Source organism: Pseudomonas sp. ME-P-057, from assembly GCF_030208975.1.
In the GTDB taxonomy this organism is placed as follows: Bacteria; Pseudomonadota; Gammaproteobacteria; order Pseudomonadales; family Pseudomonadaceae; genus Aquipseudomonas; species Aquipseudomonas lutea.
On sequence record NZ_JARVSX010000020.1, the window covers coordinates 116,452 to 129,032 of the forward strand.

Annotated in this window: 9 protein-coding genes and 1 pseudogene; 6 read left to right on the plus strand and 4 right to left on the minus strand. The window is 61.3% G+C overall.

Going from position 1 to position 12,581, the window contains the following annotated elements:
• Positions 1-311: 311 nt before the first annotated feature.
• The 3 genes and pseudogenes from QRN48_RS10855 to gloB all read right to left on the minus strand — a co-directional run bounded on the left by QRN48_RS10855 (position 312) and on the right by gloB (position 2,804).
• Complete coding sequence (locus QRN48_RS10855) at positions 312-1,748, minus strand: lytic transglycosylase (RefSeq protein ID WP_502944595.1); 1,437 nt, start codon at positions 1,746-1,748, stop codon at positions 312-314.
• Between the two features lie 123 nt (positions 1,749-1,871).
• Positions 1,872-1,925 (minus strand): annotated as a pseudogene (locus QRN48_RS25385) (lytic transglycosylase domain-containing protein); the annotation flags it as partial.
• 99 nt (positions 1,926-2,024) lie between these two features.
• On the minus strand, positions 2,025-2,804 hold the full coding sequence (gene gloB / locus QRN48_RS10860; RefSeq protein ID WP_191945795.1) for a hydroxyacylglutathione hydrolase: 780 nt from the start codon (positions 2,802-2,804) through the stop codon (positions 2,025-2,027).
• Between the two features lie 119 nt (positions 2,805-2,923).
• Here gloB and QRN48_RS10865 point away from each other — a divergent pair, with 119 nt between their 5' ends.
• The 4 genes from QRN48_RS10865 to QRN48_RS10880 all read left to right on the plus strand — a co-directional run bounded on the left by QRN48_RS10865 (position 2,924) and on the right by QRN48_RS10880 (position 5,837).
• Positions 2,924-3,682, plus strand: a complete 759-nt coding sequence (locus QRN48_RS10865) for a class I SAM-dependent methyltransferase (RefSeq protein ID WP_191945770.1) — start codon at positions 2,924-2,926, stop codon at positions 3,680-3,682.
• Between the two features lie 45 nt (positions 3,683-3,727).
• Positions 3,728-4,180 (plus strand): ribonuclease HI, encoded by a 453-nt coding sequence (gene rnhA / locus QRN48_RS10870; protein ID WP_191945769.1) that lies wholly within the window; start codon positions 3,728-3,730, stop codon positions 4,178-4,180.
• A gap of 218 nt (positions 4,181-4,398) precedes the next feature.
• Positions 4,399-5,163: a DNA polymerase III subunit epsilon gene (dnaQ, locus tag QRN48_RS10875; protein ID WP_194734134.1), complete on the plus strand. Its 765-nt coding sequence runs from the start codon at positions 4,399-4,401 to the stop codon at positions 5,161-5,163.
• An 89-nt stretch (positions 5,164-5,252) separates the two neighbouring features.
• On the plus strand, positions 5,253-5,837 hold the full coding sequence (locus QRN48_RS10880) for a GNAT family N-acetyltransferase (protein ID WP_194734133.1): 585 nt from the start codon (positions 5,253-5,255) through the stop codon (positions 5,835-5,837).
• A gap of 62 nt (positions 5,838-5,899) precedes the next feature.
• Here QRN48_RS10880 and QRN48_RS10885 read toward each other — a convergent pair whose 3' ends face one another.
• Positions 5,900-6,112, minus strand: a complete 213-nt coding sequence (locus QRN48_RS10885; protein WP_037013616.1) for a hypothetical protein — start codon at positions 6,110-6,112, stop codon at positions 5,900-5,902.
• Positions 6,113-6,441: 329 nt separating this feature from the next.
• On the opposite strand from QRN48_RS10885, the gene QRN48_RS10890 reads away from it, so the two are divergent.
• Entirely contained in the window at positions 6,442-7,005 is a 564-nt protein-coding gene (locus QRN48_RS10890) for an NADPH-dependent FMN reductase (RefSeq protein ID WP_191945768.1), read from the plus strand.
• 231 nt (positions 7,006-7,236) lie between these two features.
• The gene (locus QRN48_RS10895; RefSeq protein WP_285350531.1) at positions 7,237-12,546 is read left to right on the plus strand and encodes a hypothetical protein; all 5,310 of its coding nucleotides are present in this window, start codon (positions 7,237-7,239) and stop codon (positions 12,544-12,546) included.
• Positions 12,547-12,581: the final 35 nt, after the last annotated feature.

The following is a 12,581-nucleotide window of genomic DNA, read 5'->3' on the forward strand; positions in this document are numbered from 1 at the left end:
TCGGCGGTCGATCCAGGCAGCGGTCGGTCACAGTAACAGCTTGTATCGGCTGGAAAAAGGGTAGGGCTGGGGGCAACCTGAGCGTCGCACGACCTGTGGGAGATTCCGCCCTGCGCATGCGCTGCGTAGTCGCCAGCACACACGCAATCATGTGGGAGTGAGCTTGCTCACGAAGACACCATTACTGCCGCTGGAAATTCAGCGGCGGTACAAGCCTCTTCGCGAGCAAGCTCACTCCCACGGTTTATCTGTGGGTTAGTCCATCTGCGACGTTGTCATATTTGATGAGCATGCGCATAGCGCGCAACTTATCAATGTGGCAGATACACCGTCAGTGTCTGTCCGGGCTTGAGGGCCTGGCCGCTGCGCGGATTCCAGCGCTTGAGGTGCTGCATTTCGACGTTGAAACGCTTGGCGACGAGGTACATCGAATCGCCCTTCTGGATCTTGTATTGCATCGACTTCTTGCCGGCGTCTTCACCTTTGCCGCTGCTGTCAGCTTTGGCGACTGCGCGGGAGGAGGCCTTCGCCGGCTTGCTGTTGTCCTGCATCACAAGGGTCTGGCCGACCTTCAAATTCTGGCCAGACAGCTTGTTCCAGTGCTGCAAATCCTTGACATCGACCTTGTTGATGCGTGCGACCTGCACCAGGTTGTCACCCTTCTTCACCCGGTAAGTGCGGGTGCGCACAGGCTTCTCGTCGACTTCGGCGACTTCTTCGAACACCGGCATCGCGGTCTGCATGCCCGGTTGAACCGGAATGGTCAGGGCCTGACCCCGTTTCAACTGGTTGCCGGACAGCTTGTTGAGGTCCTTGAGCGTGTTGGTCGACACTTTGTAGCGACTGGCAATGCTGGCCAGACTGTCGCCCGGACGCACGCGATACTGCTGCCAGTCCACCAGCTCTTCAGGCTTCATGTTTGACAGGTTGGCCGTCAGCAACTGGGATTTCGACGTTGGCACCAGAAGATGCTGCGGGCCGTCGATGGTCAGACGCTTTTTGAATGCCGGGTTGAGCTGGACCAGCTCGTCTTCGTCGATGTTCGCCATGGCCGCCACTTTCGACAGGTCCATGCGCTGATTCAGCTCGACGACCTGGAAGTAGGGCTTGTTGTCGATCGGGTTGAGGTTGACGCCGTACGCATCCGGCGACATCACCACCTGCGACAGCGCCAGGAGTTTCGGCACGTAGTCGCGGGTTTCCTGCGGCAGGGGCAGGTTCCAGTAGTCGGTTGGCAGGTTGAGCTTGTCGTTGCGCTCGATGGCGCGGCTGACCGTCCCTTCACCGGCGTTGTAGGCGGCCAGTGCCAGCAGCCAGTCACCGTTGAACATGTCGTGAAGCTTGGTCAGGTAATCCAGCGCCGCCGTGGTCGACGCTGTGATGTCGCGCCGGCCATCGTAGAAGTTGGTCTGTCGCAGGTTGAAGTAGCGGCCTGTGGACGGGATGAACTGCCAGATCCCTGCGGCATCGCTGCGCGACAACGCCATGGGGTTGTAGGCGCTCTCGATGATTGGCAGCAACGCCAGTTCGAGCGGCATGTTGCGTTCTTCCAGGCGTTCGACGATGTAGTGCATGTACAGGCTGCCACGGTTGCCCGCAGTTTCGAGAAACGAAGGGTTGTTGGCGTACCAGAGACGCTGCTGGTCAATGCGCGGATTGAGATCGTTGCCGTCCTGCAGCTGAAACCCCTGGCGCATGCGCTCCCAGACATCATGGGGAGGGGCGAGGGGGACAGGTTTGCGCGCGATATAAACAGGTTTGGGTTTGGTGCTGGCAACGGAATGGGAAGCGCCTGCGCCGTTCCCGGATTCCAGGCTGCCGGTACTCTGGCAGCCTGCCAATGTGGCGCTCGCAATCACTGCGATCGCCTGGGCCAACCGAGTCAATGTGTCGGAATTAATGGTTTTGCGTATGGATGACGACATTGGCTGGGGAATAGTTCCAGGCGAAAATGTCGGGCGATTCTAGAAAGCGGCTCGGTAACGGTCAACCTTTCAGAATTTCCGTACCGATTTGCCGCCCGATTAGAACTTATCTTTCCACGCCCGCAGCACCGCAAAGACCTCTGTGGGCGTTGCGTTGTCGGTTCCGCTCCGTTCGTCTGCTTTTTGTTTCACTGAGCTGACCGAGGCGCGCAGAAACGGGTTCGTCCTGCGCTCCAGCGCCAGCGTAGAGGGCACACTGATACGATCTTGTGCTCGCCATTGGGTGACTTGCTCGAACCGTTGCGCCACGTCGGCGTTGTCGGGCTCGACGGCAACGGCGAAGCGCAGATTGCTCAGCGTGTATTCATGAGCACAATAAACAAGGGTGCTGTCGGGCAGTTCGGCGAGCCGACTCAGGGACGCGTGCATCTGCTGGGGCGTGCCTTCGAACAGGCGGCCGCAGCCGGCAGCAAACAGCGTGTCGCCGCAGAACAGCAAAGGTTGAGGCTCATCGGCGTGATAAAACGCGATGTGGCCCAGGGTGTGTCCGGGAACTGCATGGACGGCGAATGTCAGGCCGAGTACGGTGAGCCCATCGTTATTCGCCAGCGCGACGTCCCGTGCCGGAATGTTCTCGCTGGCCGGGCCGTACACCTTGGCTCCGGTGAGTGCCTTGAGTTGCGCGACGCCACCGGTATGGTCGGCATGGTGATGGGTGATGAGGATGTCACTCAGGCGCCAGTCAGGATTGCGCTGAAGCCAGGCGATCACGGGGGCTGCATCGCCGGGATCGACGACCGCGCAGCGTTTGGCGGCATTGTCTTGTAACAACCAGATGTAGTTATCGCTGAAAGCGGGCAGGGCATCGACCTGTATCATGGCGCGGTTCGCTTGGCTGGAAACATAGAGAAGCATCTTAGAGTCTGAACAGGGCCGAGGCGAGCCTCGCGCGCACCAGGCGACTCACGGCTCGCATCGCCCCCACAAGGAGACCGGAAATGACCGATGAAGCGTTCGCCCAGGCCGACCCCGAGTGGCTTGAGCTGATCAGCTCAGCCCGCGATTGGCTGTCCGGGCCCTTGGGACAATTATTGCTGGAGGAAGAAAGCCGCGTTCTCGAACAAGAGCTCGAGCGCTTTTTTGGCGGTTATCTGGTGCATTACGGCCCGTCCGCACAGACACCTCCAACGGCAAAGCAGGTGCAGCGCAACGTGCGGCTCGGTGCGCCGCTGCCGGGTGTCGAGATCGTGTGCGAAGAGCAGGCCTGGCCATTGAGTGAGCATGCTGCCGACGTCGTGGTGATGCAGCACGGCCTGGATTTTTGCCTGTCGCCCCACGGCCTCCTGCGCGAAGCCGCTAGCAGTGTGCGTCCCGGCGGGCATCTGGTGATCGTTGGCATCAACCCCTGGAGCACGTGGGGAATCCGTCATTTTTTCGCCAACGATGCCTTGCGCAAGGCGCGTTGCATCTCGCCTTCGCGGGTCGGCGACTGGCTCAACCTGCTGGGTTTCGCGCTGGAGAAACGCCGCTTCGGGTGCTATCGTCCGCCGCTTGCGTCTCCCAGGTGGCAGGCCCGCCTGGCCGGACTCGAACGTTTTGGCGATGGCTGGCAAAGTCCCGGGGGCGGCTTCTATCTGCTGATCGCACGCAAGATGGGGGTAGGGCTGCGACCCGTGCGCATGCCGCGTCGCGAGCCGATGGGTAAATTGCTGCCCCTGCCGATGGCCAAGGTCAATCGGCGCACCCCCGAGTCCTGATCCAAAGGCTGGCGCCTGGCTTTATCAATTTCTGGAAACACTGCAATGAGCGATACCGTTGAACTGTTCACCGATGGCGCCTGCAAAGGCAACCCCGGCCCCGGCGGCTGGGGCGCATTGCTGGTGTGCAAGGGCGTGGAAAAAGAACTTTGGGGCGGTGAAGCCAACACCACCAACAACCGCATGGAGTTGCTGGGTGCCATTCGCGGCCTGGAAGAGCTGAAGCGGCCCTGCGAAGTGGTGCTGGTCACCGACTCGCAGTACGTGATGAAGGGCATCACCGAGTGGATGCCCAACTGGAAAAAACGCGGCTGGAAGACGGCGGCCAAGGAGCCGGTGAAAAACGCCGATCTGTGGAAGCAGCTGGACGAGCAAGTCGGCCGGCACAAGGTCAGCTGGAAGTGGGTGCGCGGGCACATCGGCCATGCCGGCAACGAACGCGCTGACCAGTTGGCGAACCGTGGCGTGGATGAAGTGCGCGGGATCAAGCACGCCTGATCAATACACAGTCCTGTTGACGCTGGTGATCACGACTGTAGGAGCCGGCTTGCTGGCGATACAGGCGTTCAGGCGACATCTTCATCCCTGACACGCTTTCGCCAGCAAGTTGGCTTCTGCTGAAGCAGCGTCCGCGCGTCGCCAGAAGGCGATAACCGCGCGCGCACATCCCAAAACCCCCATGCTAATATCCGCGCCTGAAGCTGAGGCGGTAGGCAATGACTGTACAGAACATCATCACTGAACGAAGGGTCGTCCTCGATACCGAGACCACCGGTATGCCCGTTACTGACGGGCACCGGGTCATTGAAATCGGCTGCGTCGAGCTGATCGGGCGACGCCTGACCGGGCGGCACTTCCACGTTTATCTGCAGCCGGATCGGGAAAGCGACGAGGGCGCCATTGGCGTCCACGGCATTACCGACCAGTTCCTTATCGGCAAACCGCGTTTTGCCGAGGTGGCCGACGAATTCTTCGAGTTCATCAAAGGCGCCCAGCTGATCATCCACAATGCGGCGTTCGACGTCGGCTTCCTGAACAATGAGTTTGCGCTGATCGGTCAGCACGACCGCGCCAACCTCAGCAGTTACTGCTCGATCCTCGACACCCTGGCCATGGCCCGCGAGCGCCACCCGGGGCAGCGCAACAGCCTCGATGCGTTGTGCAAGCGTTACGACGTAGACAACTCCGGCCGTGAACTGCACGGCGCATTGCTCGACTCGGAGATCCTCGCCGAAGTCTATCTGGCAATGACCGGTGGCCAGACGACGCTGTCGCTGGCCGGCAACAACGACGGCGAGGGGGGGGCCGATCGTCCTTCCGAAATCCGCCGCATTGCCAATCGCACACCAGGTCGCATCATCCTGGCCAGCGAAGCCGAATTGGCCGAGCACCAGGCGCGGCTGGCAGTGATCGAAAAGTCCGCTGGCGCCCCGGCCTTGTGGACCCAACTGCTCGAAGCACAAAGCCAGGCGCAAGCCTGACCGAGACAGCGGCGCAACAGGCCATGCTGGCGCCAGCCGGCGGCCTTTGATAAAGGTGATGTCGATCCCGGCAACGGTGCAGGAGGCTCATGGTGGACACGTCCAGCCCGACGTTCAGTATTCGTGTCGCTGACGAGTGCTTCGAGGATTACATTCTCAACAGCGAATTCACCTTCACCGTCTCCGGCTACGCCCAGGTGCAGATCGGCGCGCCTGTTGCACAGTGGCAGGTAGATCCGGTTGAGCCGTACCTGAAAAACTACGGCATCGATTCCGAAGAGTTTTGCAATTATCGCGACGCAGCGGACAGCACCGTGCTGGTGGCCTGGCTCGACGAGCAGCCGGTGGGGCATGTGGTGGTCAGTCAGCACTGGAATGGCTTCGCCCACATCGATGAGTTGGCGGTCGACACGCAGGCGCGACGCAACGGTGTCGCGCGCAGGCTGCTGGACGTGGCGCAGTTCTGGAGTCGCAAGCGGGGGCTGCCGGGGATCACGCTGGAAACCCAGAACAACAACCTGGGGGCGTGCCGGTTATATGAGGACTATGGGTTTGTGGTCGGCGGCGTGGACCATCTGCGTTATCGCGCAATCGAGCCCGCGACACGGGAGTCAGCCATTTTCTGGTATTTGCTGTTTGACCCAACTGAGGTGGGCCAAACAGAGCCTTCGTAAGCCGCGCCATCGCTTGCGGCGCTGCGCAGTCACCTGCGGCGAGCGCTCGCCTTTAAGGCGCGTCAGACAACGCGCGTCAATTTGATACCCGACTGCACCAATTCGAACTCTTCGCCACCGAGATATCTGACACGGTCGCCAATGGCCAGGCGATAAGTGGAAACAGGCTCGGTGCCGTCCGCCGCCACAGGCTGGGATTCACGGAATTCCTGCACGGGGTAGATGCGACCTTCTTCATCCCTGGCATGAAATTGCCCAACTAGAACTGAAGCCATTTGCTTTGTAACCTCTGGAAATAACTGCTCGTTTTCGCTTGCATCCTAACACTGCAAGTGAATAAACCGTGTCCGCTTGTAAGGTAATTCTGAAATTTCCACCGGGTGCTTATTCACCCAAGGTCTTCAGATGCCCGTTTCAAGGGGGAGTTTTTTGACCTGCGGTGAAACGGTCGCGACCGACGGTAGCATGCCTTGGTTGAGACGTGCGTTCTGCATCCGACAGCCAGATCGATCACTTCGATGATTACCAGCGGAAAAACAACGCAGATTTGCGCGCATCTTTGATCTATAACTGTGGGTTCCTACCACCGCATAAGGTCCGCTTCATGAGCCAGGTTCATACAATTGCAGTCATCGTCGGCAGTTTGAGGAAAGACTCCATCAACCGCAAAGTGGCCCACGCACTGGCCGAACTGGCGCCGTCCAGCCTGAAGCTGAGCATTGTCGAAATCGGTGACCTGCCGTTGTATAACGAGGACATCGACCTCGATTCACCACCTGCTGCCTACACTGCTTTCCGTGAAGCCTTGCAGGGCGCAGACGGTTTTCTGTTCGTCACCCCGGAGTACAACCGCTCGGTGCCGGGCGCGTTGAAAAACGCCATCGACGTGGGTTCGCGCCCTTACGGCAAAAGTGCCTGGGGCAGTGCCAAGCCGGCGGCGGTGGTGAGCGTCTCACCGGGAGCCATCGGTGGCTTTGGCGCCAACCAGCACCTGCGTCAGTGTTTTGTGTTCCTCAACGTCCTGTGCATGCAGCAGCCCGAAGCCTACCTGGGCAACGCGGGCACCTTCTTTGACGAGCAGGGCAAGCTGAACGAGAAAACCCGGCCGTTCCTGCAGAACATCATTGATGCCTTCGCCGGCCATGTAGAGCGCACGCTGAAAGCGTAACAAGCGGCCCCTGTACGAGCCTGATTGATCCCGCTGCCTGGCGCCGGGCCTGGTCAGGCTCGGCATGTGAGCGGCTGGCGCGCGCCGCGTCTTCGCCAGTTAACCTCGAATCCCGCCGCCCGTGTACAGCGTTATGTAACGCAGACGCCTCGAATTTGTTCTCTACGCTCCCTGGCTTTCCCTGCCCACGCCCGGCTCTGCGCCGCGTGGGCGTTTGCCCAAGGAGCTGCAATGTCCACGGTTATCACCTCTTATTTCCACAGCGCTTCTCTTCGGCAGCGCTTCCTCCATCAACTCGACCTCGGCCTGAGTTCAGGTCTGCTTCAGCCTGCAGATCGGGCCTGGCTTGAACCGCTGGCGCTGCCGCCTGCGCCTGTTGTGCTCGCCATCGCCCCCGCTGCCAGCTTGGCGGCGGATGCCGGCCCCGTGCGGGTTGACCGGCTGTTGACCGAGGACGGCACGCCTTTGTCGCTGGAGTTGTCCTCCGCGCTGTTGATCAGCCAGCCGCATGTTGCCGACGCGCGGATCTTTTTGTTCACGCTTGCTGGGGGGCTCGAGGCATTCGATAACCGCCGCCAACTTCTGAACGCACTGATCACGAAGTTTGCCCACGGCAGCCGCTCGGTCGCTTACGAATACGAAAAGATCGAGGGAGACGTGTTCCTCGCCCAGATGCGCGCCGTCGTCGAATTCCAGGCCAATTCGGTCCGGCAATTCACCGAGCAGTTCCGGGGCACGCCCAGTCTTTTCAGCACGGTCACTTCAGCGCTGGATTTTCAATTGCAGCGCCTGTTGCCCCATCTGACACTCGACGCCGCGACGCAATTGGTGCGGCTTCTCCAGCCGGCTTCGCAGTCCGAAGCCGAGGTGATGCTGACCACGCAAACCCTGGCGCAACTTGCGTTCGAAGATGTGTGCAGCAGCGGGCAACACGCTGCCTCCGCACGGCAATACCTTGATAGCGAAGGCCGGATACTCAGTGTCGGCGATGCCGATCTTCTGGCTCAGGCATTGCGCGACACGGTGCAGGTGCTGTCCGACCACTTCGCGCAGCGGCTCGCGCAGTTCTGGAGCGGTCCTGCAGAGGCTCAGCCCATGCGTGACCTGGCGCGGCGACGCTACACTGCGAGCCTCCTTCACAGGCTGTATCAACGCGCTCACGACGGTACCGTTTCGGCGCAGGAGTCGGCCGCGCTGCAGAAGTGCCTGTGGGCCGAAGCCGATGCGGGCGGTACCGATGCGCGCTGCGTGCGGCTGAGGCTGCACTGGGAGGACGGCGTGGAGACACCCATGGCCGGCACATTCGCCTGGGTCGTTACTGCACCGACGGGCCATTCGCTCCTGTGGTTTACGCCAGAGCACGACTTCAGGCGATTCAAGGGCATTGCAGCACTCAGCGCATTCTGCTCCAGCCCTGAAGGCCGCGAGCTTCTGAGCCCGACCGTGCCCCTGGCTGATCAACATCGATTGCTGCAAGTCGATGGGCTGGAATTGTCGTTCGAGGCCATTGCCGGGCCGTTATTCGAGGAGCGGATCGAGTCGATCCTCTCGATGCAGGCGCGCAATCTGCGCTGGGCGTGGGCGGTCAATACGCAACCAGAGAAGCGTTCGGCGATGATCGACGACGCCCTGGACGTCCGTCAGCTCATCGATCCCTGTCAGCAGCATTTCAGCGTAGGACGCTGGAGCCGTGAGATGCCGCTGAACTTCGCTCGCACGTGGGCAAGTTCTGACGCAGACGATCTGATCCAGGTGGGTTCACGCATTGATCCCTCCGAAACGGTACTGGCCGTTGCCGACAGCGCACGGAGCACCCGACCCACCGCGCAACAGCTGGCCCCTTCGTGGCTGGAGCGCACCGAGGATTCCGACGCGGGCGCCGCCCACCTGCGCGAGTTGGACAACGTCCTTGTTGGTTACGTCGAAAACGCGCTGCAAGCCTATGTCTGCGTGGCGTCAGGCATCCGTTTGCGGGCACGTGATGTGAGGGTGCGCTGGCTCGAATCATCCCCGGTGGATGCGTCCGATGTTGAAACGGGCGCGGTGGTGGTGAGCGAGTCCCTTGAAGCCGTGTCGATGGACCTCGTCTCACTGCTGCTTGAACACGTAAGCGGGCACCGAAGGGCGCCTGTTGTGCCTGGCGCGCAGATCGTGTTTGAGACAGGCAGCCCCGACGTGTCTGTAGATCTGGAACTGATCGATTTGGCCATCGAACACGCCGCGATCGATTTCACCGAGCGCTATCTGGAGCGCTTCAAGCATTCCCGCACGGGCGTTGCCCGGCTGGGCAACCGGCAACTGCAGCCGGTGGCTGTGGCGCTGGGTTTGCGCGAAGACGCGCTGCGCCTGGACCTGGCGCTACGCCAACGGATGGCGGTGTTGTCGGAAACGTCGATAGACGTGGTCCGACAGGTGCTGGATGCGCCCGTGAGGCAGTTGCGAGCCATCGCTGGTCCGGCGATGACTGAAGTGTTCACCCTTGCGCTGGCCTGTGGCGACCAGAGCGGCATTGCCATGAGTGATTGCCTGGTGTTGTGGCAACCGAAAAACCCGACGACCGGGGTGCTTCTGTGGGTCGGCGCGCGCGGCTGGCGCCATTACGATTCGATGCAGGCGTTGAGTGCCAAGGTGCTCGGCGCCCTGCGCGGCGCGCACCGCGAGCGCTGGCTGCGATTGCTCGATGGGCGCGGAGAACTGCTGCTGCGTCATTTACTGGCGCAGGATCGCGATGCACCGATGCGCTTGGACCTGCAGCGGGTGGACGGCCATGCCATCGAAGCGTTGCAGCAGACCATTTTTGGCCGGCAGCAGCAAAGCCTGGAGCAACTGTGTGCACGCGCACGACGCTGTCGATTCGAAGCACGCCTGTTTGGCGCACTGGCCCGATCTACCGAGCTCGATGATCAACTTGTCGTCATGCTCGACAGCCTGGCATTACGCCTCGACGGCACGCTGTTCGAAGAGTTGCTGCCCCAATGGCTGCGGACGGCGTCTGTCACTGACCTGAAGACCTACAATGCGATCTGGCGCCGTTACTACCTGGCGACCAGCGATGGAGAGGATTTCCTGTTCGGCATCCCGCCGCTGGGTGAATATGCGCGCGGCCGGCTACTCGACCAGTTCGCCAGGGACTTTCCCGAGAAGCATTGGGACCCGGACCAGATCACCATCACCTTGCGCCGCTATGTGCCTGCTTTGCCCGGCTTGGGACAAATACCCTCGGGCATTCCTGCAGCCACCGTCGTCACTCGCGAATCGTTAACCGACTATGCGGTCAACCGTTTCGTCGACATCCCGGACGGCATGCTGACGGTGGAATCCGCCAAACACCCCGACGCGGTCAGTCTGCTCACCCCTCACTATTTGCGCAGCATGGTCCGGCACGTGGATGTCGGTACTGCCTTCCTGGCATTGCTGCGTCGATCACTCGATCCTGCGTCGCCGGACTGGTCCAGGCGTCTCAAACTGTACGTCGATCAGTTTCCGCCGATGCTGCAGGCCGTGGCAATGCAACAAAAACTCGAGGGCACCCTGAGCGAGCGCGCGTATGCGTTCATCTCCCGCATCGTCGAGATGCCGGACGGGATCGCCCGCGTGCCGGTGGACGACAGCACGGTGATCATCAGCCCCCTTCGGCTGGTGGCTGACGAAGGCATGACGCCGGATACGGTGAAGGGCATGTACCTGATTTGCCCGGGCGACTCTGGCGCAGGCCCTGTTGTCCTGCACGCGATCGTCCATCCGGGCTTCGTGTTTCGTGAGTACCCGGACTCGGCCGCGCTGCTGGCCGATATCCGCAACGATGAGCTGTTGCAGCAGATGCTTCTGGATCGGCTTGAGGCCGAGGTGCGCAGGCGTTACGAGCATGGGGGGTTCATCGAACCCCATCTGCCGTTTTTCGCCGAGGGTTTCGGCGATGTTCCGACGCGGGCACCGGGGCCGGTCACGGTGGCACTGGCAGAGGAGAAGGGCAATGCACTCCACTTCATGTTCAGGGACACGGTAAACCTGCTGATCGACATGGGCGTTGCGAATACCGTGACCACCGCGCAGGCGGATCAAGCGTCCAGTAAGTTTCTTGGCCTGCTGGGGCTGGAACAGGTGTTGAGCCTCTTGCCAGGCAAACTCGCCACGATGGTCGCGCTGTGGCAAAGCCATACCTTGTTTCGTGCTTCGGCGGCGTCTGCTTCGGGGCGTCGTTGGGGCGAGGCCCTGTCCGAATTCTCGGCTGCGCTGGGCGTGATGGCGGCGGCACGCGAGCAGGCTGAAAAGGATGATCTGATTGCCGGCGAGCTGTCGACGGGTGAAGAGTCCACCTCGACCACTTTCGAGTGGGCAGGGTTACGGTTGACCCCCGAGCAGCTCAAGCGCTTGCACGCGCTGGAGGCCAGGAACGTCTCGTTGAGCGAGCTCAAGCGCGATGAATTGTTGAGCCTTTACCTGGATGGCAAGACCGAGAAGGTTTACGCGGCAGTCGGGGGGCGGGTGTATCAAGTCCAGCGCCGCAGTGAGGATGGCCGCTGGCTGATCACCGGCGAAGACGGCAGCCCCGGGCCCGGCCTCAAGCTGGACGGGCACCAGCGCTGGCAGCTGGACCTCGATGCAGGCTTGAAAGGCGGCGGTGGCCTGCTGACCAAGATGCGCGCCGAAGGTGCCGAAACCACGGCCGAGGACGCGCTGATCATCGAAGCCACGGGCATGCCGGAGATTCGCAAGGTTTACCGTGAACGGGCGCTGAACATCGGCGAAGCGCACCTGCAAGCCAAGCGCTATCTGGAAAACTGCCTCGACAACCTGAACGTGCACACCCCGGAGATGCCGGTGGACGAGCGTGTGCTTGAGATCGTCGGCGACTTCTTTGGTGTGACGCCGCCCGGCGCCGACCTGTTGATCGAGACCGAGCGCACGATCAAGGCGCTGTTCGACGAGGTCATGGATGCTTCGCTGTCGCCTTACTCATCGCCGCGCTTTGTGGTGGGGTCCACACGCCCGGGTAACGAGAATACGGTGGCGTTCATCATCCGGTCGGACCCCAAGAGGAGGGTGTTCCTGACGGAGCGGTTTTTCGAAGTTCCGCCATTCGCGCTCAGCGCCAGCGCGCCGGATTTTGACATGCCGGCCCATCACCGTGCGGCCACTTTGATTCATGAGCTTTCGCATCTGGTTCTGGGCACACACGACATCGCGTACCTGGAAACCGCCGCGCCGTACCCAGACCTGATCGTCGCCGACAGTGCCAACAGCATTCAGCTCAAGGCGGACCTGGAGCGGCTGCAGAACGAGGGGCTTTCCCACGCCAGTCACCGGGAAGATTTGTTTGTACACATGAAGGATGGCGAGTGGGGGGATCTGAACCCCGAGGACAGCGAGGCGTATAACGCCGTTCTTGCACTGACCAAGACCCGCACGCTGGAGGAGGCACGGCATGTGTTTCTGAGCGATGCGCAAAAACGCAGCCGTGTGCTGCTGGCCAACGCCGACTCGGTGACGCTGTTGATACTGCGTCTGGGTCGGCACAATTTTGTATTGCCAACGCTCTGAACGTTACGACCGCCGCAATGAAGCAGGTCCCGGCT

What these genes read in the sequence shown, in the direction of transcription:
- QRN48_RS10865 (WP_191945770.1), top strand. Translation starts at nt 2,924, where the DNA reads ATGACCGATGAAGCGTTCGCCCAGGCCGACCCCGAGTGGCTTGAGCTG.
- QRN48_RS10895 (WP_285350531.1), top strand. Translation starts at nt 7,237, where the DNA reads ATGTCCACGGTTATCACCTCTTATTTCCACAGCGCTTCTCTTCGGCAG.
- QRN48_RS10890 (WP_191945768.1), top strand. Translation starts at nt 6,442, where the DNA reads ATGAGCCAGGTTCATACAATTGCAGTCATCGTCGGCAGTTTGAGGAAA.
- gloB (WP_191945795.1), bottom strand. Translation starts at nt 2,804, where the DNA reads ATGATACAGGTCGATGCCCTGCCCGCTTTCAGCGATAACTACATCTGG.
- rnhA (WP_191945769.1), top strand. Translation starts at nt 3,728, where the DNA reads ATGAGCGATACCGTTGAACTGTTCACCGATGGCGCCTGCAAAGGCAAC.
- dnaQ (WP_194734134.1), top strand. Translation starts at nt 4,399, where the DNA reads ATGACTGTACAGAACATCATCACTGAACGAAGGGTCGTCCTCGATACC.
- QRN48_RS10885 (WP_037013616.1), bottom strand. Translation starts at nt 6,112, where the DNA reads ATGGCTTCAGTTCTAGTTGGGCAATTTCATGCCAGGGATGAAGAAGGT.
- QRN48_RS10880 (WP_194734133.1), top strand. Translation starts at nt 5,253, where the DNA reads ATGGTGGACACGTCCAGCCCGACGTTCAGTATTCGTGTCGCTGACGAG.